This is a genomic window from Herbiconiux solani NBRC 106740 (assembly GCF_001571005.1).
Classification (GTDB): domain Bacteria; phylum Actinomycetota; class Actinomycetes; order Actinomycetales; family Microbacteriaceae; genus Herbiconiux; species Herbiconiux solani.
The window spans coordinates 160,666-181,655 of record NZ_BCST01000006.1; the positions used below are offsets into that span (position 1 = coordinate 160,666).

General features: G+C 72.4%; 17 protein-coding genes. 10 read left to right on the top strand and 7 right to left on the bottom strand.

Annotated elements, in window-relative coordinates:
* The first annotated feature begins 42 nt into the window (after positions 1 to 42).
* The 7 genes from HSO01S_RS12360 to HSO01S_RS12390 all read left to right on the top strand — a co-directional run bounded on the left by HSO01S_RS12360 (position 43) and on the right by HSO01S_RS12390 (position 11,197).
* On the top strand, positions 43 to 1,338 hold the full coding sequence (locus tag HSO01S_RS12360) for an ABC transporter substrate-binding protein (RefSeq protein ID WP_066041820.1): 1,296 nt from the start codon (positions 43 to 45) through the stop codon (positions 1,336 to 1,338).
* The gene (locus HSO01S_RS12365; RefSeq protein ID WP_245635996.1) at positions 1,320 to 2,516 is read left to right on the top strand and encodes an ADP-ribosylglycohydrolase family protein; all 1,197 of its coding nucleotides are present in this window, start codon (positions 1,320 to 1,322) and stop codon (positions 2,514 to 2,516) included. Before HSO01S_RS12360 ends, HSO01S_RS12365 begins: the two co-directional genes overlap by 19 nt.
* Position 2,517: 1 nt before the next feature.
* The gene (locus tag HSO01S_RS12370; RefSeq protein WP_084361627.1) at positions 2,518 to 4,011 is read left to right on the top strand and encodes an ADP-ribosylglycohydrolase family protein; all 1,494 of its coding nucleotides are present in this window, start codon (positions 2,518 to 2,520) and stop codon (positions 4,009 to 4,011) included.
* Positions 4,008 to 6,308, top strand: a complete 2,301-nt coding sequence (locus HSO01S_RS12375; RefSeq protein WP_245635997.1) for an SUMF1/EgtB/PvdO family nonheme iron enzyme — start codon at positions 4,008 to 4,010, stop codon at positions 6,306 to 6,308. The genes HSO01S_RS12370 and HSO01S_RS12375 overlap by 4 nt, the downstream gene beginning before the upstream one ends.
* Positions 6,308 to 7,519, top strand: a complete 1,212-nt coding sequence (locus HSO01S_RS12380; protein ID WP_066041822.1) for a CaiB/BaiF CoA transferase family protein — start codon at positions 6,308 to 6,310, stop codon at positions 7,517 to 7,519. The genes HSO01S_RS12375 and HSO01S_RS12380 overlap by 1 nt, the downstream gene beginning before the upstream one ends.
* Positions 7,516 to 8,385 carry an HpcH/HpaI aldolase/citrate lyase family protein gene (locus tag HSO01S_RS12385; protein WP_066041825.1) on the top strand — a complete coding sequence of 290 codons (870 nt, stop codon included), beginning with the start codon at positions 7,516 to 7,518 and terminating at the stop codon, positions 8,383 to 8,385. Before HSO01S_RS12380 ends, HSO01S_RS12385 begins: the two co-directional genes overlap by 4 nt.
* Before the next feature lie 208 nt (positions 8,386 to 8,593).
* Positions 8,594 to 11,197: an alpha/beta hydrolase-fold protein gene (locus HSO01S_RS12390; protein ID WP_169799983.1), complete on the top strand. Its 2,604-nt coding sequence runs from the start codon at positions 8,594 to 8,596 to the stop codon at positions 11,195 to 11,197.
* Between the two features lie 191 nt (positions 11,198 to 11,388).
* Here the strand turns inward: HSO01S_RS12390 and HSO01S_RS12395 are convergent, their stop codons facing one another.
* Positions 11,389 to 11,829, bottom strand: a complete 441-nt coding sequence (locus HSO01S_RS12395) for a metallopeptidase family protein (RefSeq protein ID WP_066041830.1) — start codon at positions 11,827 to 11,829, stop codon at positions 11,389 to 11,391.
* Positions 11,830 to 11,985: 156 nt separating this feature from the next.
* Between HSO01S_RS12395 and HSO01S_RS12400 the strand changes: the two genes are divergently transcribed.
* Positions 11,986 to 12,192 carry a DUF3499 family protein gene (locus tag HSO01S_RS12400; RefSeq protein ID WP_066041833.1) on the top strand — a complete coding sequence of 69 codons (207 nt, stop codon included), beginning with the start codon at positions 11,986 to 11,988 and terminating at the stop codon, positions 12,190 to 12,192.
* A 34-nt stretch (positions 12,193 to 12,226) separates the two neighbouring features.
* Here HSO01S_RS12400 and HSO01S_RS12405 read toward each other — a convergent pair whose 3' ends face one another.
* Positions 12,227 to 13,078: an RDD family protein gene (locus tag HSO01S_RS12405; RefSeq protein WP_066041835.1), complete on the bottom strand. Its 852-nt coding sequence runs from the start codon at positions 13,076 to 13,078 to the stop codon at positions 12,227 to 12,229.
* Between the two features lie 17 nt (positions 13,079 to 13,095).
* On the opposite strand from HSO01S_RS12405, the gene HSO01S_RS12410 reads away from it, so the two are divergent.
* On the top strand, positions 13,096 to 14,091 hold the full coding sequence (locus HSO01S_RS12410; RefSeq protein WP_066041838.1) for a stage II sporulation protein M: 996 nt from the start codon (positions 13,096 to 13,098) through the stop codon (positions 14,089 to 14,091).
* 71 nt (positions 14,092 to 14,162) lie between these two features.
* Here HSO01S_RS12410 and HSO01S_RS12415 read toward each other — a convergent pair whose 3' ends face one another.
* From HSO01S_RS12415 to HSO01S_RS12435, 5 genes are all read right to left on the bottom strand, one after another.
* Positions 14,163 to 15,470, bottom strand: a complete 1,308-nt coding sequence (locus HSO01S_RS12415) for a DUF58 domain-containing protein (protein ID WP_066041840.1) — start codon at positions 15,468 to 15,470, stop codon at positions 14,163 to 14,165.
* A complete protein-coding gene (locus tag HSO01S_RS12420) occupies positions 15,470 to 16,444 on the bottom strand; it encodes an AAA family ATPase (RefSeq protein WP_066041842.1) in 975 nt (324 codons plus the stop codon). The genes HSO01S_RS12415 and HSO01S_RS12420 overlap by 1 nt, the downstream gene beginning before the upstream one ends.
* A gap of 106 nt (positions 16,445 to 16,550) precedes the next feature.
* Positions 16,551 to 17,795, bottom strand: a complete 1,245-nt coding sequence (locus HSO01S_RS12425) for a DUF4350 domain-containing protein (protein WP_066041845.1) — start codon at positions 17,793 to 17,795, stop codon at positions 16,551 to 16,553.
* A gap of 26 nt (positions 17,796 to 17,821) precedes the next feature.
* On the bottom strand, positions 17,822 to 18,505 hold the full coding sequence (locus HSO01S_RS12430; RefSeq protein WP_066041847.1) for a DUF4129 domain-containing protein: 684 nt from the start codon (positions 18,503 to 18,505) through the stop codon (positions 17,822 to 17,824).
* A gap of 9 nt (positions 18,506 to 18,514) precedes the next feature.
* A complete protein-coding gene (locus HSO01S_RS12435; protein WP_157079048.1) occupies positions 18,515 to 20,131 on the bottom strand; it encodes a DUF7847 domain-containing protein in 1,617 nt (538 codons plus the stop codon).
* A 176-nt stretch (positions 20,132 to 20,307) separates the two neighbouring features.
* Between HSO01S_RS12435 and mtrA the strand changes: the two genes are divergently transcribed.
* The gene (gene mtrA / locus HSO01S_RS12440; RefSeq protein WP_066041851.1) at positions 20,308 to 20,988 is read left to right on the top strand and encodes an MtrAB system response regulator MtrA; all 681 of its coding nucleotides are present in this window, start codon (positions 20,308 to 20,310) and stop codon (positions 20,986 to 20,988) included.
* The last annotated feature ends 2 nt before the right edge of the window (positions 20,989 to 20,990 follow it).

The following is a 20,990-nucleotide window of genomic DNA, read 5'->3' on the forward strand; positions in this document are numbered from 1 at the left end:
ACCCACACCCCACCCCCTCACCAGGAAACACAAGGAGACATCATGAAGAGAAAGGCATTGCTCGGCATCGGCGCCGTGGCCATCGCCGGACTGCTCGGCGGCTGCGCCTTCGGCGGCGGCGGCACCACGACCGGCGGCAGCACCCCCAGCGGCCCGGTCACCCTCACCTTCCAGAGCCTGGCGTACCAGGACTCCACGGTCGCGGCGACCAAGAGCATCGTCGACAGCTGGAACGCCGACCACCCCGACATCCAGATCAACCTGGTGCAGGGCAGCTGGGACAACGTGCACGACCAGCTCGTGACTCAGTTCCAGGGCGGCACCGCGCCCGACATCATCCACGACGAGTCCAGCGACATCATGGGCTTCGCGAACCAGGGCTACCTCGCCGACATCGGCCAGTACCTCACCGACGACGTGAAGAACGCCGTGAGCGACGACGTCTGGGACACCGTGACCACCTCCGACGGCAAGATCGTCGCCGCCCCCACGCTCCTGCAGACCTACGTGGTCTTCGCCAACACGGATGCGTTCTCCGCGGCCGGCGTGCCCGTTCCGAACGGCGACCAGCTCACCTGGGACGACCTGCAGGCCGACGCCAAGAAGCTCACCGCCAACGGCAACTTCGGTGTGGGCTGGGGCCTCAAGCAGCCCACCGCCGCGGTCATGAACACCGCCCTCGGCTTCGACGGCAGCTTCTTCGACGTCTCCGACGACGGTTCGGCCACGATCGACGTGGGTGACGGCGAGCTGGCCGTGCCCGAGAAGATCCACGCCATGGCCTACGACGACGCGTCGCTGGATCCGGTCACCCTGACCCAGTCGGGTTCGGATGTGCTCCCCGGCTTCCTCGGCGGCAAGTACGCCATGTACGTGGGCGGCAACTTCCTCGCCCAGCAGATCTCCGAGTCGGCCCCCGCGGGCTTCAACTGGACCGTGCTGCCCCCGCTCGCCGGATCGGCAGGGCCGGTGCAGGCCGCGAATCCGCAGACCATGTCGGTCTCGGCCCAGAGCCAGTACCCCGAGCAGGCCGCGCAGTTCATCGACTACTTCATGTCGCCCGAGAACCAGGCCGCGCTCGCGCAGGGCGACTGGCTGATCCCGACCTCGGCCCCCGCTCGCGACGTCGTCGCCCAGCAGACCAGCGACGTGCCCGTGTGGGCGCCGATCCTGAAGACGGGTGAAGACCTGTCGGGCGCGCCGTTCCAGAAGGCCACCAACTACCCGCAGTGGAAGGACCAGTACGCGACCCCTGGCCTCCAGCAGTACTTCTCGAACTCGATCGGCATCGACGAGCTCAAGAAGCAGCTGACCGACGGGTGGAACTCGATCTCGTGACGATCATGAAGGAGACGCAGATGGATCTGCTCGAGGACAAGGCGACCGGCGCCCTGGCCGGCGCCGCCGTGGGCGACGCGCTCGGAGGAGCCGCCGAGGGCAACACGCCCGAGGCCATCCAGCAGCGCTACGGCGGGTTCATCGAGGGGATCGTGCCGCCGTTCCTCGATGACTGGAAGAACGCCAGGCCGATCGCGCCGTACCACAAGGGCGACGGCCACATCACGGATGACACCCTGATGACGACGGCGCTGGTCTCGGTCTACGACACGGTGCGCGACCACCTCGACGCCTATGACATCGCGAACCACCTCGTGCCCCTGCTGATCGGGGAGCGGCGGTGGATCCCGGAGCTGGAGACCGAGACGATCCTCCTGCACCGCATCTTCCTGGCCGAGAAGTGGCTGGTCGCCCGGCTGCACTACGGTCACATCGACCCGCGCGAGGCGGGGGTCGGCAACATCGTGAACTGCGGCGCGACCATGTACATGGCGCCCGTGGGCATCGCGAACGCCGGCTCCCCGCAGACGGCGTACGACGAGGCCATCTCGGTGGCCGGAGCGCACCAGTCCAGCTACGGCCGTGAGGCCGCGGGCGTCTACGCGGCCTGCGTCGCCGAGGCCATGCGGCCGGGCGCCTCGGTCGACTCGGTCGTGGCGGTCGCCCTCGCGTTCGCCAAGGACGGGACGAAGGATGCGGTCGAGGCGGTCGTGCAGGCCGCCTCGGGCCTCGACGGCTGGCGCTCGTCGCTCGGCGTGCTGCGCCGCGCGGTCGAGCCGTTCGACACCGTGGGACCGGACTACCGGGCCCCGGCGCGGGACGCCCGCATCCCCTCGCGCACCAAGTCGATCGAGGAGCTGCCGATCGCCCTCGGGATGCTCGTCGCGACCGGCGGCGACTACTCCGAGACCGTGCTCGGCGCCGTGAACTACGGCCGTGACTCGGACTCGATCGCGGTCATGGGCGGCTCGATCGCCGGAGCCCTCGGCGGGAGCGCCGTGGTGCCCGGCGGCTGGGTCGACGAGATCAGCGAGGCGAGCCGCCTCGACATCACCGCCGCGGGCCCGGTCATGGCCGCGGTCTCGCGCGAAGTCTGGGCCAAGGACCGCGCCCGGTACGAGGAGCGGGCGACGCTGTTCGCGCCCGCCGGCCGGGACGTGGTGGAGGGAACCTTCTGACATGCTCCGCCTGAGCTGGACCCAGCCCGAAGACCTCGTGCCGCACGGCTTCCGCGCGGCGCGGCTGGACGGGATCGACGTCGACGACCTCGAGGGGGAGTGGACCGCCGCCGGCGGCTCGCTCGCCGCGCCGGTCAGCGGCGCGACCCCCGTCGCCGCACCCGAGGAGCTGCGCGCGCTCGGCCGCGCCCTGCTGCACCGGCTCGACGAGCGGGCGGTGCCGGATGCACTGCGGCTGGCCGAGCCGGACGGGTTCGAGGACATCCTCGCGGCGGCGCCCGGGGTGCCGGGCGGACCGGCTGACGGCGCCGGCGGTGCTCCGGGCGGGCGCGCGGCCGCGTCCGGCGCTGCCGGTGCGGAAGGCCTGCTGCTCGACCGCATCCATGGCGCCTGGCTCGGACGCGCGGCGGGCTGCCTCCTCGGCAAGCCGGTCGAGAAGATCCCCCGGGAGGGCATCCGGGCCATCGCCCAGGACACGGGCAACTGGCCGATCGCCGGCTACTTCACCGAGATCGGCCTCGACCCCGAGCTCGCGGCGCGTTACCCCTGGAACCGCCGGAGCCGCCCGACCAGCCTGGTCGAGAACATCGACGGGATGCCCGAGGACGACGACCTCAACTTCCCGCTGATCGCGCTCGAGCTGCTCGAGCGGGTCGGCCCCGGCTTCACGACCGACGACGTGGCGCAATCCTGGCTCGCCAACCTCCCGGGCGGCCGCGTCTTCACCGCCGAGCGGATCGCGTACCGCAACCTCCTCGACGGCTACGAACCCGAGATCGCCGGCGCGGTCGGCAACCCGTTCCGTGACTGGATCGGCGCGATGATCCGCACGGATGTCTACGGCTGGGCGAATCCGGGCGACCCGCTCGCCGCGGCCCGGCTCGCGCACGTCGACGGCCGGCTCACCCACGGCCGCAACGGCCTCTACGGCGCACTCTTCGCGGCGGCCGCGAGCTCGGCCGCCGTCACAGCCGCCGGCGTCGACGACGTGGTCGCCGCCGGTCTCTCCGTGGTGCCGACGGGATCGCGGTTCGCCGCCGCGGTCGCGTTGGGTGCCGACCTGGGTGCGGGCGCATTGTCGTCCGAGGACGCGCTCGACCGCATCCACGAGGAGTACGGGCGCCTGCACTGGGTGCACGTGCTGAACAACGCGGCCGTGCTGGCCTTCGCGCTCGTGCGGGGCGCGGGCGACTACCAGGAGACGATCACGACCGCGGTGTCGGGCGGCTGGGACACCGACTCGGTGGGCGCGACCGCGGGGTCGATCGCCGGAGGGCTCCTCGGGGCTGCTGGTCTGCCGGCCCGCTGGATCGAGCCCCTGCACAACCGCCTGGCCTCGAGTGTGCCCGGGTTCGACGGGATCGGGTTCGACGAGCTCGCCCGACGCACCGCGGCGGTGGCCCGGTCGGCTGCGGCTGGAGCTGGTGCTGGCGAGCCGGTGGCGGGTGGGGTTGCGGGTGCGGTTGCGGTTCGAGGAGAGGGGGCGCGCGCGTGAGTGGGGAGACGGACGCCCGCGCCACCGACGGGAGCGGCGTCATCGACAGCGTCATCGACACCGCGATCGGCATCGACAACGGCATCGACATCGACGAGGCCAACACCAACAACCTCAACCCCCTCGTCCCGCGCCCGATCGACCTGCCGACCGAGCTGCCGCTCGACGGCGCGCTCGACCCGGCCGTCGGCGACATCGCGAAGATCTTCGCGGCTCCCGCCGACCCCGCGGACTGGCCGGCCTGGCGCGCGGCGCTCGCCGACTGGCGCGAGGATGCGCGGGCGCGCCTCGGCTACCACGGCACGATCTACGACCGGCCCGAGACATCCTGGACCAGCTCCTGCTACAGCGTGGCCCTGGTCTGGCTCTGGGACGAACGGTTGTTCGACCGGGCGGCCGGACGATTCGACGTCGACGCGTTCCTCGCGCGCACCGCCGACCACGGCGGTTTCGACGGGGTCGTGCTCTGGCACGCCTACCCGGTGATCGGTATCGACGACCGCAACCAGTTCGACTTCTACCGGGACGTGCCCGGCATCGCCGAGGTGGTCGCCGACTTCCAGCGGCACGGCATCCGCGTGTTCGTCGACTACAACCCGTGGGACACCGGCACCCGGCGTGCCCCGAACGACGACGCCGACGAGCTTGCCCTGATCGTCTCCGAGCTCGGTGTCGACGGCGTCTTCCTCGACACGATGAAGGAGGGCGACTCCCGGCTCGTGCACGCGCTGCTCGACGCGGAGCCGCCCCAGGTGCTCGAGGGGGAGTCCCGGGTGCCGAACCAGCGCATCCAGGATCATCAGCTGAGCTGGGCCCAGTGGTTCGCCGATTCCGAGGCCCCCGGCGTGATGCGGGCGCACTGGTTCGAGCGACGGCACATGATGCACTCGACCCGGCGCTGGAACCGCGACCACAGCGACGAGCTGCAGTCGGCGTTCCTGAACGGCACCGGGATGCTCGTCTGGGACACGGTCTTCGGCGTCTGGGTGGGCTGGAACGAGCGCGACCGATCGACCCTGCGGCGGATGCTGCGGGTGCAGCGGGCCTTCACGCGCGTGTTCTCGCAGGGGGAGTGGACGCCGTTGGCGGATGCGACTCCGGATGCGGTGGGCGCCGGGGTGTACGCCTCGCGGTTCGAGGGGACGGGGGCGGACGAGGGGCTCGTGCTCTGGACGGTCGTGAACCGTGGCGAGACGGACTATCGGGGCGAGGTGCTCGTGCCGTTCCGGGACGCGGGTGGTGCGGGTGCTTCTGCTTCTGCTTCCGGGGAGTGGACGTACGTCGACCTCGGTACCGGGCGGGAGCTCGGCGCCGCGCCGGGCGCGATCGAGGTTCCGGCGAGGAGCGTCACGGCGGTTCTCGCGGTGGCGTCTTCTCGGGTCGGTGCAGCCGGTGCAGACGGTGCCGGTCTCGACTCCGCAGTGCCGGGTCTCGGAGAGTTGCTCGAGGCGGCGTCGCAGGACGGGATCACGGCGGATTCGACTTTCCCCGCGCGGGTCGCCGAGCGGGTGCCGTTCGTGCCGACGGACGGGGTCGGGAACCCCGCTCCTGGCAGCGACTCCGTCCCGCGCGCCACCCCGCGCATCCACGTCGAGGCCGGTGAGCGGACGATGCCGTTCCGCTACCGCCGACGGGAGACCGGGAGCTATCAGGGTGCCCCGTACGTCGAGGAGTGGAAGCCGCTCGCGCCGCGACTGCACGACCCGCGGGAGGAGACGATCCGGGTGACGCTCGGCGCCGTCGACGTCGCGGCGAGCGAGGTCACCACGGGCGAGTTCGTGGCATTCGTGGAGGCCACCGGGTACGAGCCGCGGTGCGGCAACCGCTTCCTGGTCGGCGGGGCCGACCCCGTGCATCCGGTCGGCGAGGCCGGCGTGCATTCGGACGGCGATGCCGACCAGCGTCCGGTCACCGGCGTGGATCTTGACGACGCCCGGGCCTACGCGCGCTGGGCGGGGGCGCGCCTGCCCACCGAGTTCGAGTGGCAGGCCGCGGCCGTGCTGCCGGGGTTCCGGCGCGCGCATCCGCTGGTCTGGAACTGGACCGAGAGCGAGCACACCGACGGCATCACGCGGTTCGTGATGCTGAAGGGCGGCAGCGACCACGAGTCGCGCGGCTCGGAGTGGTACACCGACGGCGGGCCGCGGGATCCGGAGTTCGCGCTCAAGTTCGTGCTGCCGGGTCTCGGGGTCGACCGGTCGCCGAGCATCGGGTTCCGGCTCGCGTGGGACAGTGCTCCCGACGCGCCTGCCGACCCGGACGACCGATCCGACCTTGACCTCGAGGAGAGGAACTGATGGACGAGGATCACGCCACCGCGGGCCGCGGGCCGCTCGACGGCATCCGGGTGCTCGACGTATCGACGCTGTTCGCGGGACCGCTCGCGGCGACCTTCCTCGGTGACTTCGGGGCCGACGTGATCAAGGTCGAGCACCCCCGCAAGCCGGATGCCGCCCGCGGTCACGGCCCGTCGAAGGACGGCGTGAACCTCTGGTGGAAGACGCTCGGCCGCAACAAGCGCACCGTCACGATCGACCTGGGCAGCCCCGAGGGTGCCGCTCTGCTGCTGCAGCTCGCGGCGACGGCCGACGTGCTGATCGAGAACTTCCGCCCCGGCACGCTCGAGCGCTGGGGGCTCGGGCCGGACGCGCTGCACGCCGCCAACCCCGCCCTGGTGATCGCGCGCGTCACGGCCTTCGGCCAGATCGGTCCGTACTCCCACCGCCCGGGCTTCGGCAGCCTGGCCGAGGCGATGAGCGGCTTCGCGGCGCTGACGGGGCAGCCCGACGGCCCGCCGACGCTGCCGCCGTTCGGGCTCGCCGACGGCATCGCGGCGCTCGCGACCGCCTACGCGGTGATGGTGGGGCTCCGGGCCGTGTCCGCAGGCGGGGAGGGCCAGGTGATCGACATGGCGATAATCGAGCCCATCCTGATGCTGCTAGGCGGTCAGATCACCGCCTACGACCAGCTCGGAGCGGTGCAGCCGCGCACCGGCAATCGCTCGGTCAACAACGCTCCGCGGAACGTCTACCGCACCGGCTCGGGCGACTGGGTCGCGGTCTCGACGAGCTCGCAGTCGATCGCCGAGCGGGTGATGCGCCTGGTCGGGCGGGAGGACGTGGTGACCGAGCCGTGGTTCGCCTCGGGCCACCTGCGCGCCCAGCACGCCGACCTGCTCGACGGCGCGGTCGCCGAGTGGATCGGGCAGCGGCCGACCGAGGAGGTCGTCGAAGCCTTCGAGACCGCGCAGGCGGCGATCTCGCCCGTGTACGACGTGCGGGGTGTCCTGGCCGACCCGCAGTACCAGGCGATCGGAACCGTGCAGACGGTGGACGACGACGAGCTGGGCCCGGTCAAGATGCAGAACGTGCTGTTCCGGCTCTCCGGCACGCCGGGGTCGATCCGCTGGGCCGGCCGCCGCCACGGCGCCGACAGCGCCGAGGTGCTCGAGTCGATCGGCGTCACCCCCGAGCAGCTGGCCGCCCTGCGTGAGAGCGGGATCGTGTGACCGGCCCGGCCGAGCGCCCTGTCGTCACGGCGCTGTACGTGCCCGGCGACCGACCCGACCGCTTCGCGAAGGCGGTCGCGACGGGTGCCGACCTGGTCATCCTCGACCTCGAGGATGCGGTGGCACCCAGGGCGAAGGCGGCTGCGCGGGATGCGGTGGTGGAGTGGTTGACGGCCGGTGCGGTGTCCGACGCGTCGTCGGGATCGGATGCGGATGCGGGTGCTCGCGCCGGTGCTCCCGTCTACCAGGTCCGCGTCAACGCCGGCGAGGAGGCCGACCTTCGAGCGCTCGAGGCCGTGCCGGCCGGGCGCTTCGAGCTCCGGCTGCCCAAGGTCGAGTCGGCCGCCGACGTCGACCGCGTGGTGCTCGCGCTGCCCGGGGTTCCGGTCACGGCGCTGATCGAGTCCGCCCTCGGCGTCGAGCGAGCCTTCGAGATCGCGAGCCACCCGGCCGTCACCAGGCTGGGGCTCGGCGAGTCCGACCTCGCCAGCGAACTCGGCACGCGGTCGGCGGAGGTCGTCGATCACGTGCGCATCCGTCTGCTGCTCGCCGCGAAGGCGGCCGGGCTGCCGGCGCCCCTGCTCTCGGCCTACCCCGGCATCGGGGATGACGAGGGGCTCCGCGCCGACACCGTGCGCGGCCGCGACCTCGGCTGGTTCGGGCGGGCCGCCATCCACCCCTCTCAGCTCGCCGTCATCGCCCGGGTCTTCGCGCCGCGCGAGGAGGAGGTCGAGTGGGCGCGGGCGGTGCTCACGGCTCTCGCCGACTCGTCGGGTGCGGCCACCCGCCTACCGGGCGGCGAGATGGTCGACGAGGCCATGCGCGGCCGCGCCGAGTCGATCCTCGGCCGCGCCTCGCCGGCCTGAGTCCGGCTGGGCGGCACCACCGCGCAATCCCGCCCCGCAGTCCCCCCCAACGCCCCACCCCGCAGTCCCACCGAAGCCCTCGCGAGCGGGCCGCGTTCGGAGCCGTCCCGCGCATCCCACCCGCCGGTCGCCTCTCGATCCACCGCACCACGATCCGCTCTGCATCCCGAACCACACCACCCAGAACCGCCCAATGAAGGAGACCACGATGACGTGGACGACCAAGTCCCTCCTGGCCACGCTCGGCGCCACGGCGCTCGCGGCGGCGGCCCTGCTGCCCGCGGGCGCCGCTTCGGCGGCCGGGCCCGGCGGGTCGGCACCCGCATCCGCCGCTCCGGCATCGGCATCTGCCACCGTCGGCATCGCCGCCGCCGCACCCGCTGGCACCGCATCCGCCCTCGCCGCCGCCGCCCCGGGCGCCGCGGCCCCCGCCGGCACCCTCGTCCCCGGCGAGGCGCCGAGCCCCGCGATCGGCGGCCCGATCGACTACACGGCCTACCTCCCCGCGGGCTACGACCCCGCGGGCGAGACCCGCTACCCGAGCGTCTACCTGCTGCACGGCCGAGGCGACTCCCAGTCGGCCTGGCAGCAGGTCGCGCCCGCCCTCGACGAGATGATCGCCGACGGCACCATCCCGCCGGTCGTCGTGATCATGCCCGACGCGCCCTGGAGCAACCGCGGCGGCTACTACGTCGACTCGCAGTACACCGGCGACGACCCCGGAACCACGCCCGGCGCCGCGGTCGAGACCGGCTTCACGACCGACCTCGTGCAGTACGTCGACCAGAACTACCGCACGGTCGACGACCGCTCGGCCCGCGTGGTCGGCGGCTACTCGATGGGCGGCGCCGGAGCTCTCCGCTTTGCGCTCGCCCACCAGGATCTCTTCTCCTCCGGACTCGTGCTGAGCCCCGCCGTCTACGTGCCGAGCACGCCGGTCGACTCCTCGACGCGGGAGTTCGGCGCGTACGGCGTCGGCGACTCGCTCTACGACGAGGCCCGATACCAGGCGCTCAACTACCCGGCGGCCCTCGCGGCCTTCGACCCGGCCCTGCCCGTGCACCTGTTCATCGCGGTCGGCGACGACGAGTACGTGAACCCGGATCCGGCCGACGCCATCCACGACCTCGACTACGAGGCGGCCACGCTCTACAACAAGGCCAAGCGCGTTCCCGGCATCACCGCCGAGTTCCGCACCTACGACGGCGGGCACGACTGGGGTGTGTGGGAGCGCGGCTTCCGCGAGGGCATGGCCGACATCGCCGGCTATCTCGCCACCGAGCCCCCGGCCCCCTTCGACGGGGTGCAGACCGGCTCGGCCGCCGACGACTTCGCCGGCGGCGTGCTGGGTCGGCCTGACGGCAGCGTCGTGCAGGCGATCGACGCCGGCGGAGACCTGCCCGGCCACGCCGGAGCCGGCGGCACCGACATCCTCGTGCAGAGCCGCGCGGCCGACGGATCCGTCTCCTGGACGACCCCCGTCGCGACCGCCCTGAACGAGCGGGCCTACGGGGTCGTCGACGGCGGCGACGGCGCGGTCATCACGGCCGGCTACCAGCGCCGCGACCACGCGGGTGCCCAGAACGACGACCTTCTCGCGGTCAAGCTCGACGCCTCGGGCTCCGTGCTCTGGACGGCGACCGCCGGCGATCCCGGCGCGGCCGACCGCGCCTACGGGGTGGCGTCCGACGGCGCAGGCGGAGCCTACCTCGCCGGCTACACCTCGGGCAGCGCCGCCGGCACTCCGTCGGCCGGCGACAAGGATGCACTGGTCACCCACGTGGGCGCCGACGGCGTTCTCGACTGGGCCACCCAGTTCGGCAGCCCGGGGGAGGACAAGGCCTTCAGTGTCTCGGTCGCACCTGACGGCACGGTCTACGCGGGCGGAACCGCCGCCGGTGCGATGCCGCAGGCGACCTCGGTGGGCGGCTACGACGGCTGGGTCGCGGCGCTCGCACCCACCGGAGAGCTGCGCTGGCTGCAGCAGTTCGGCTCGACCTCGGGCGACCAGGTCTCGGCCGTGACGGCGACGTCCGACGGGGTCGTGGCGGCCGGCTACACCGGTGGCACGCTGGCTTCCTCGATTCCGGCCGGAGCGACCTCGGCCGGGGGCGTCGACCTGCTCGTCGCCTCCTTCGCGGCCGACGGCACACCGCGCTCGCTCGCTCAAGCCGGCAGCGCGGGCGACGACCGCGCATCCGCTCTCGTGCCCGTGGGCGACCGGATGCTCGTGGCCGGGTTCACCGACGGAGCGCTCGGCACCCCGGCGGGCGGCGTCGACGTCATCACGGCCGAGGTCGGCGCCGACGGTGTTCTCGACCCGGCGACCTTCGCACAGTTCGGCAGCCCGCAGCGCGACGGCGCCGACGAGTACGACGAGGGCAACCTCTTCGCCTCGGCGGGCGTGCCGGCGACGGCGGATACGGCGGGCTCGGTGTGGGTCCAGGGCGCGACCTACGGCGCGGTCGACGGCGCGACGAACGCGGGCGGCTCGGACGTGTTCCTGCGGGCGGTGCCGGTGGCGGCGCTCGGGGGCGGCACCGGGCCGGTCGACGGCGGCGGCGACGGATCGGGGTCAGGCTCTGGTTCGGGTGCCGGTGGGGCCGGTTCGGGTTCGGCAGGCTCGGGCTCGGGTTCTGACGGGGCGTCGGGCACGTCGAGCGCTTCCGGCGGTTCCGGCGGCTCGGGTGCGCTGGGCCTCACCGGGCTGGACGTGACGCGGGCAGCTGCGCTCGCCCTCCTGGTGCTGATCGGCGGCACGGCGGCCGCCGTGTGGTCGCGTCGACGCCGTCACGCACCGGCCGGCCACTAGGCGCGGTTGCGGCGGGCGTCCCCTGCAGGGCGCTCGCTGCAACGCGACGTCAGTCTGCGGGACCCACGGGCGAGGGTGTTTTCACCGGTCGGTCGGCTTTCGCCGCCTGGGGCAGACGGGGACAGCCAGGGCGCGTCGTCGCGGTGCCATCAGCCCGGTGACTTCGACGCGCGGGGGCGACGATCCCCAGCTCAGAAGTGGCGGAAGCGGTCCGGCGCCAGGTCCCACGGATCCTTGCCGAGCAGTTCGGCGACCGCACGGAACACGCACGACTCGATCGCGAGGCGCCGGTGCACCTCGTCGTCCTGGTGGAGGCGCGACATCCGCTCGATCGGAAGGCGGAACATCACGACCCTGTTCTTCGACACCGCCCACCGGTCGACGTGGTCGGGCGAGCCGACGCCCTCGCGGGGCATCGTCGCGATCTCGAAGCTCACGGTCGCGAGCTCGTTCGGCCAGACGCTGCGGAGGTACTCGGCGGTGGAGGCCACGGTCTGCTCGAACAGGTCGATCCGGGAGCGGAGGAACGGCAGGTGCGGCCCCGCGACCGAGGAGCGCAGGTCGCGTCCGTGACGATTGCGGGTGCGTGCCCGGATGGCCGCGGATCGCGGCGCCCGGCGGGATCGAGCCATGCCCCCAGTCTACGGCGGCAGTCGGCCGTGCCGACGGCGGACGGGGGACGGCCGGCTGCGCACGGGGACGGCTCGCGGCGGACGGGGGATTGCCGGCCGGCGACACGGCTGCCCACTGACGGCTCCCCGAGCCGCCCCGCGGGTACCGTTGAAGGAATGACGACCAGGGAATGCTCACGGCCTTCGTGCCGCGGTGAGGCCACCGTGACGCTCACGTACGACTACGCCGATTCGCTGATCGTCGTCGGCCCGCTCAGCCCGGTCGCCGAGCCGCACAGCTACGACCTCTGCGCCCGCCACATCGAGCGGCTCTCCGCGCCCCAGGGCTGGCAGGTCATGCGGCACGCCTACATCGAGCAGTAGCAGGTACCGAGCAGTAGAGGGCACCAACCAGGGCTCAGCGGTCGGGGAACCCGTTCGGCAGGCCCTTGAGGATCGGGTCCACCCGCGCCAGCCTTTCCCGCTCGAGCACGAGCGCCCGGTACTCCCGGTCGCGCCGCACCGCGGCGACCGCCACCAGGAACAGATACGGATGCACGTTCGGCAACGGGGACACGTACGGCGCGGTCTCGCGCGCCAGCTCCTCGGCCAGCCGCCCTGCCGTCGCCGGGTTCATCGCCCCCGCCTGGGTCAGGTACTGCGTCACCCGCCGGGACAGCCTGTCCGGCAGCTTCGCCACGTCGGCGACCTCGGCCCAGCCGGCGAGCTCGGGCGGAACCCCGATCGTGAACGGCACCGGGCGCGCCACGCGTTCGTGCTGGCTGTAGGTGCCGGCGAGCAGGTCGCCGAGCCGCTTCGAGCGTGAGTTCAGCAGCGAGACCACGAAGGCCAGGCCGCCGAGGGTGAGGTAGATCTCGACGACCCCCGTGAGACCGCGGATGACGGCGTGCCGGAGCGAGGCGGCCCCGCCGTCGTCCCGCACGATCCGGGCGCCGATCGCGAGCTTGCCGAGCGACTTGCCGCGGGTGGCGACCTCGACGGTGATCGGTGCGATGACCAGCCAGAGCACGAGGAGAGAGGTGAAGAGTGCCTGCGTGGCGGCGGGATCGATGCCGGAGTTCTGCAGCAGCGCAGAGAACGCGAGCACCGAGAGCAGGTAGCCACCGACGTAGACGACGAAGTCGATTCCTCCGCTGGCGGAGCGGAGGAGGAAGCTCGCCGGCCGCACGTCGAGGGCGACCGCCTCGCCGCTGATCAGCTCACCGTCGTCGACAACGGTGCCGGATCCTCCCGCGAACGGCTGCGTCATGAATATCATCTAAGCAGATGGATATCGACGCCTACTCCGCAGCCCACCGAGACGAGTGGGATCGACTCGACGAGCTCGGCCGCCGTCGCTCGTTCACCGGGCGCGAGGCCGACGAGCTGATCGAGCGCTACCAGTCGGGCTCGACGCAGCTCTCGGCGATGAAGACGGTGGCCGGATCGACGGGCCAGGGTGACCGCTTGTCGGTCGCGCTCTCACGGGCGCGGCTCCGGTTCACCGGCACCGGGGCGAACGTGTTCCGCCAGATCCCGGCGTTCTTCGCGCTGCAGCTGCCGGCCGCGCTCTACCGGTTGCGCTGGCTGACCCTCGCGGTCGCGGTCGCGACGGTGCTGATCGCGGCGCTCTACGCGATCTGGATCCTGCAGGACCCAGCGGTCATCTCCGCGATGGGATCGGATGCGGATCTCAAGAAGTTCGCCGACGAGGACTTCGTGAACTACTACTCCGAGAACCCCGCCGCCTCGTTCACCGGGCAGGTCTGGACCAACAACGCCTGGATCGCGGCGCAGTGCGTCGCCTTCGGGGTGCTGGGCGTCTACGTGCCGGTCGTCATCCTGCAGAACGCCCAGAACCTCGGGGTGAGCACGGCGATCATGTTCCAGTACGGCCAGGGCGACAAGTTCTTCCTCTACATCCTCCCGCACGGCCTGCTCGAGCTCACGGCGATCTTCGTGGCCGCGGCCGCGGGGCTCAGGATCTTCTGGGCCTGGGTCGCTCCTGGCGCCCTCACCCGGGGCCGGTCGCTCGCCGAGAACGGCCGCTCGCTGTTCACCGTGGCCATCGGCCTCGTGTTCGTGCTCTTCGTCTCGGGCGTCGTCGAGGGCTTCGTCACCCCGAGCGCCCTACCGGCCTGGGCCAAGATCGCGATCGGTGCGCTCGTGCTGGCCGCGTTCCTGTTCTACATGCTCGTGATCGGGCGCCGCGCGGCGCGGGCCGGCGAGACCGGCGACCTGGCCGAGTTCGACGCGGGGGCCACGCAGCTCGTCGCGGGCTGAGCGAGCCGCGGGGGTCACCAGCCCGGCAGACCCGGGCAGGCCCAGACAGGCCCCGGCAGGCCCCGGCGGGTTCAGAGCCGCCCGGCCGCCTTCAGCGCGATGTACCGGTCGGCGAGAGCCGGGGGAAGATCGGCGGGCGAGCCCGTGACCACGTCGGCGCCGAACTGCTTGAGCACCGTCGTCACCCGGGCGACGTCGAGCAGCGCCCGTTCGGCGGCGGCCGCGCGGTAGACCTCTTCTCGATCCGAGCGCCGGTGCACCCCGGCGAGCACGTCCGGGTCGGTGACCGAGCTCACCACGACCATGTGGTTGCGGGCGAGCTGGGGCACCACGGCCATCAGCTCCCGCGAGATGCCGGGCGCGTCGATCGCGGTCGCGAGCACCACGAGCGAGCGCTGCGTGGTGACCTGGCGCACGAGTCCGGGCACGGCCGTCCAGTCCATCTCGATCAGCTCGGGCTCGACCGGCGCCATGACGTCGACCATCCGCGAGAGCAGCTCGGGCCCGGATGCCCCGTGCACCCGTCCGCGCAGCCTCCGGTCGTAGAGCACCAGGTCGACCCGGTCGCCGGCGCGCGTGGCCAGGGCGGCGAGGAGGAGGGCGCTCTCGAAGGCGGTGTCGATCCGAGGCTCGTCGTCGATCCTGGCGGCCTGCGTGCGGCCGGTGTCGACCACGATCACGACCCGGCGGTCCCGCTCCGGGCGCCAGGTGCGCACCATGACGTCGCTGTGCCGGGCGGTAGCCCGCCAGTCGATCGACCGCACGTCGTCGCCGCGCACGTACTCGCGCAGGCTGTCGAACTCCGTGCCCTGGCCGCGGATCATCACGCTCGCACGGCCGTCGAGCTCGCGCAGCCGCGCCAGGCGCGAGGGCAGGTGCTTCCGGGCGTTGAACGGGGGCAGCACCCGGATGCGCCCCGGCGCCTGCAGGGTCGCCTGTCGGGCGGCCAGGCCGAGCGGCCCGAAGGAGCGGAGGGTCACCCGGTCGCTCCGCCGCTCTCCGCGTCGGAACGGCGTGAGACCGATCGTGATCGCCCGGCGTTCGCCCGCCGGCACGCTGAGCGGCGAGCGGGTCGTGCTCGCGCCGGCCGAGGGCTGCCAGGCGTCGCGCACGACGGCCCTCAGCATCCGACGGCCCGTGTTGGTCACGTAGAGCGTGCTCGCGACCGTCTCGCCGAGCCGCACCCGGGAGGGGAGCGTGCGAGCGAGCGCGACCCGTCGCGGCGACCCGGCCGCGATCAGGTCGATCGCCGCGAGCACGACGACGAACAGCAGCCAGCCGGCCAGCGCGGTCAGCGCCTGGTCGTAGAGCTCGCCGAGGAGCACCACCGGCACGATGCCGAGGGCGACCAGGGCGACGAGCCGGCCGGAGACCGTCATCAGATCGGCACCTGCACCTGGGTGAGGATCGAGCGCAGGATCGAGTCGACCGACACGCCCTCGAGCTCGGCCTCGGGCCGCAGCTGGATGCGGTGGCGGAGCACCGGCAGCACCATGGCCTGCACGTGGTCGGGCGTGACGCCCGGGTAGCCGTTCAGCCAGGCCCAGGCCTTCGAGGCGGCCAGGAGCGCGGTGCTGCCTCGCGGGCTGACCCCGAGCTTGACCGAGGGGCTCTGGCGGGTGGCCCGGGACAGGTCGACGATGTAGGCCAGAACGTCGGGCGAGGCCTGCACGCCGACGACCGCCTGCTGCGCGAGCTTCAGCTCGGCCGCGCTGAGGACGGGGGTGACTCCCGCGCTCACGAGATCGCGCGGGTTGAAGCCGTTCGCGTGTCGCTGCAGCACCGCGACCTCGACGTCGCGCTCGGGCAGGTCGAGGACGAGCTTGACCAAGAAACGGTCGAGCTGGGCCTCGGGCAGCGTGTAGGTGCCCTCGTACTCGATCGGGTTCTGGGTCGCGGCGACGAGGAACGGGTCGGGCAGGGGACGGGTGACACCGTCGGCCGAGACCTGGCGCTCCTCCATCGCCTCCAGCAGCGACGACTGCGTCTTCGGGGGCGTGCGGTTGATCTCGTCCGCCAGCAGGATGTTCGTGAAGACCGGCCCCTCGCGGAACGAGAACTCGCCCGCCTTGGCGTCGTAGATCAGCGAGCCCGTGACGTCGCCGGGCATCAGGTCGGGCGTGAACTGCACGCGCTTGGTGTCGAGGCTGAGCGCCTGGCTGAGCGAGCGCACGAGCAGGGTCTTCGCGACGCCGGGCACGCCTTCCAGCAGCACGTGGCCGCGGGCGAGCAGCGCGATGATCAAGCCGGTGACGGCGCCGTCCTGGCCGACGACCGCCTTGCCGACCTCGGCGCGCACGCGGCCGAGAGCCTGCCGCAGGTCGTCGGCGGTCGGCTGGTTCTGATCGGTCATGCGGGGTTCCTTACTCGTGCGGACGGGCGGGGGTCGCGGGTGGGGGTGAGGGTCTGGGTCACAGCCGAGTTCGCGGCCGTGGTCGGGGTCATGTTCAGGGTCATATTCAGGGCCTCCGGGCACGCTCGACCTGCTGCTCGAGCAGCAGGAGGCGGTCGGAGAGGGCGAGGAGATCGCTCTCGCTCTGCGGCACGGCACCGACCAGTGTGTCGTGCACCTGGTCGACCGGCAGGCCGGTGAGTGAGGAGACCGTCCGGCTGACCTCGAGCACGCTGGCGTGGCGGGGGAGCCCGAGCAACCCGGTGAGCCGGGCGATCGTGCCGATCCGCAGCGCGTCGAGCGCTCGGCCGTAGGCGCTCTGGCGGGCGTAGAGCCTCGCTCGGCCCTCCATGGTCTCGCTCGCGCGCACGGTGACGGGCAGGTTCTCGACGACGACCGGGCCGAAGCGCCGGCCGCGCCAGATCCCCGCGGCGATGACGGTGACGATCAGCAGCAGGATGACCGGGGTCACCCAGCCCGGCGTCAGGTCGCCGAGGGTCGGCACCGGTGACCCGTCGGCGGTGAGGTCGGCCCCCGTGGGCAGGTACCAGACCAGCGTCGGGTTGGCGCCGAGCACGCCGAGTGCGAGGGCCGCGTTGCCGCTCTTGGTGATCACGTCGTTGGTGAGCGAGTCGCCGGCGCCGTAGGCGGTGACCGTCGTGCCGGCCGTCCCGACGGATCCGGCTCCGGACTCGCTCGTGATGACTGCGAAGGAGTCGCCGTAGGAGGGGAAGCACTCCGAGACGGTCGTATCGGGGTCGGTGGAGATGACCCGGTAGGTCGAGGTGGGCTGGGAGATGCTTCCGGCCCGTACGGCGGCCGGCAGATCGCACTGGGCCGCGACCTCGTCGGCCGTCTCCGCGGCCCCGGCGGTCGCGATGTCCGGCGCGAAGCTGTCGAGCTCGGCGGTTCCCGGCTCGAGCAGCACCACGTCGGTGTCGAGATCGGCCAGCTCGTCGAGGCGCGAGCCGTCGAGGTAGCCGTAGGGGTCGCTGAAGAGCAGGGTCGCCTGCCCGCCGGACGACTGCGCCGCGTCGACGGCCGACTTCGCCTCGTCCAAGGAGTCGGCCCGCACGACGTCGACGCCCTGCTGCCGCAGCACCTCGGCGAGGGCCCGGCTGCCCGTGGGGCCGGCGTTCTCGATCGAGTAGCGCCCGGTGTCGGGCACCGAGGAGGCGGTGAGGCCGATGCTGATGATCGCGAAGAGGGTGGCGACGACCGCGATGACGATCCAGAACACCCCGCGCCGGGCCGTGGTGCGGAACCGGGGGGTCTCGACCGGCGCCTCGACGATCTCGCCGGGGGCAGGCACGGGCGCAGGTGCTGCTGTCGTGGCGCTCACGAGACTAGCTCGCCGGGGAGTCGGTCGAGGGTCGCGGGCCGCGCGGACTGGAGGTGCCGATCGAGCGCGGCGACCCGGTCGTAGTCGCCGCGGCCGGCGCGCTGCTCGAGGTAGCGCACACCGTCGAAGAGGCGGGCGCAGGTGGAGAGCTCGTTCGTGGCGTCCGGAAAGGCGGTGCCCGCGCGTCGGGCGAAATCGACCGCCGTCGTGCCCGGAGCGGTCAGCACGATCGTGCGCTCGGTGAGCTGACGGGCGAGGGCGCGGAAGGCCTCCTCCACGGCGAGGTCGAAGTCGCCCTCGGCGGCGGCTCGCTGGGCCGAGGCGCGCAGCTCCGCGGCGCTCCGGGAGTCGTCGGCGCCGAACAGCGCGCCCGAGGCCACCTGGCTCCGGCGGTTGAGCCTGGGCCGGCCGAAGACGAGGAACGCGACGACGATCAGCGCCACCACCACGATCACGACGATGAGCGGTACCAGACCGCCGAGGCCCGACCCGTCGGGCAGGCGGAGGGAGTCGAGCCAGTCGCCGATGCCCTGGGAGAGCCGGTCGAACCAGGTCGGCCTGGCCGCCTGGTAGGGCGGTTTGCCCAGTTCGTTCACGAGCCAGTCGCGCGCCTCATCGGCGCCGGGCTCGACGGGCACCTCGGCCACGATCGCGCCGACGACGGCGGAGAACAGACTCATGGATCGACCTCAGCCCTGCGTGCCGTAGGGAGGCGGCGGCGGGTAACCCGGGCCGGCGAAGCCGGGCTCGGCATAGACCGGCGCCGCGGGCCGGGGGAGGTAGGGGTCGGGCCACTCGTCCGAGCCGTCCTGGCGCTGCTCCACGAAGCGGGCGAGCTCGATGTCCAGACCCTCCTTCCGCATCCGGAGGTCGATGTAGATCACGGCGACGGTGGCGGCCTGGATGGCCGCGGTCAGCGCGCTCAGCACGATCGTGAACGCGAGGAAGAGCACGTAGAACACGATCAGGATCGCGATTCCCGAGCCGGTGTTGTTCGGGTCGACGAGCGTGATCAGGATCGGCGCGATGAACGAGAAGGGGGTGCTGATGATCTGGGTCGCCAGGTAGCAGATACCGAAGACCAGCACGATCACGCCGAAGGTGCGCCAGAAGTTGCCGCGGGTCAGCTGCCACGACCGGCGGATCGCGGCGCCGACGCCGACGCGCTCGAGCACGATGACGCTCGGCACCGCCGAGAGCTTCGTGCCGAGCCACGCGGCGAGCACGAGCATCCCGAGCCCGAGCAGGAAGCCGAGGATGAGGCCGAGTGCGAGGAACGAGGTGCCGAGTGCGGCGAACAAAGCGATGACCAGAACGAGGATGCCGATGCCCACGACCGCGGCGGCGAAGATGATCGCGAACCACCCGGCGAGCGGCAGGATGCGGCGGAAGGCCGCCTTCCAGAGCTCACCGAGGCGGCGCTTCTCGCCGAGCGTGGCGCGAGCCACCTCGAGCACCAGCACACCCTGGAGCAGGGCGCTGCCGAAGAGGGAGAGGACGAGGGGGATGACGAGCGAGAGCAGCACCACGAGGACGTTGCCGGAGTCGATCGTCGCCGCGTCGCTCGTGCCCGCAGCCGAGACCGCGCGGCTGACGGCCCAGACGGTGGCTGCCCCGACGAACAGCACGGTGATCAGGGTGATGGCGACCTGAACAATCAGGCCGCTGCCGAAGGTGGCCTTCGGGTTGCGCCGGACGACCTGGAACGAGGCCCCGAGCAGCGTGCCGAAGCCGAGCGGCCGCAACGGGATGAGCCCGGGCTTGGGCGGCGGCGCCCACTGGCCCGGCGCGGCGGCCGGCCCGGCCGCGTACTGCCACGACGGCTGCTGCCCGTACTGCGGGGCCCCGTACTGCGGCACCCCGTATTGGGGAGCGCCGTACTGCGGTGCCGGCGGCGCGTACTGCCCATACTGCGGTGCGCTGCCCGGGGCAGGCGGAGGTGCGTACTGCCCGTACTGCGGCTGAGTGGATGCGGCGGGCGCCTGTGGGGCGGGCGGCGGCGCGTACTGCCCGTATTGCGGTTGCGCAGGTGCGGCGGGCGCCTGCGGGGCCGGCGGCGGTGCGTACTGTCCGTACTGCGGCACAGCGGGTGCGGCCTGGGGTGCCGACGGCGGTGCGTACTGTCCGTACTGCGGCACAGCGGGTGCGGCCTGGGGTGCCGACGGCGGTGCGTACTGCCCGTACTCGGGTCCGGCCACGCCCGTCTCAGGCGCCCCCTGCCCGCTCACTCCCGCATCCGGCGCCACCGCCGGAGTCGCCCCCGTGCCATCGCTCCCGGGCGCCGCCCACTTGCCGTCATCGCTCATCGCCGCCACCGCTCATCGATCTCGCTCATCGGTCGTTCCCGGCTTCCGCGCCGGTGGGACCCACCCCGTCCCACGTCCTCCATGCTTTCACACTCCCTCGGAGTTTTCTCGGCATGTGGACGGAGCCTCCCCGGCGCGCGCCTGTGCAGGAGCGGGCCTCGACTACTCTGGTCGCCATGGACCCTCGCATTCTCGTTGTCGACGACGACACGGCCCTTGCGGAGATGATCGGCATCGTCCTGCGTGCCGAAGGATTCGACCCGACCTTCTGCGCCGACGGCAGTGAAGCCCTCGACGCGTTCCGGGCCGCGAAGCCCGACCTCGTTCTCCTCGACCTCATGCTCCCCGGAATGGACGGCATCGAGGTCTGCGGCCTGATTCGCGCCGAGTCGGGCACCCCGATCATCATGCTGACCGCCCGCACCGACACCTCCGACGTCGTGAAGGGGCTGGAGTCCGGCGCCGACGACTACGTCGTGAAGCCGTTCAACCCCAAAGAACTCGTCGCGCGCATCCGTACCCGCCTGCGCCCCGCACCCGAGAGCACGCCCGACCTGCTGCAGATCGGCGACCTCCAGCTCGACGTCGCCGGCCACGAGGTCAAGCGCGGCGACGAGCGCATCAACCTGACCCCGCTCGAGTTCGACCTCCTGCTCGCGCTCGCCACGAAGCCCCAGCAGGTGTTCACCCGCGAGATGCTGCTCGAGCAGGTCTGGGGCTACCACTACAAGGCCGATACGCGCCTCGTGAACGTGCACGTGCAGCGCCTCCGCGCCAAGGTCGAGGAGGATCCGGACAACCCGAAGATCGTCATGACGGTCCGCGGCGTGGGCTATCGCGCCGGCGCCTCGTCATGACC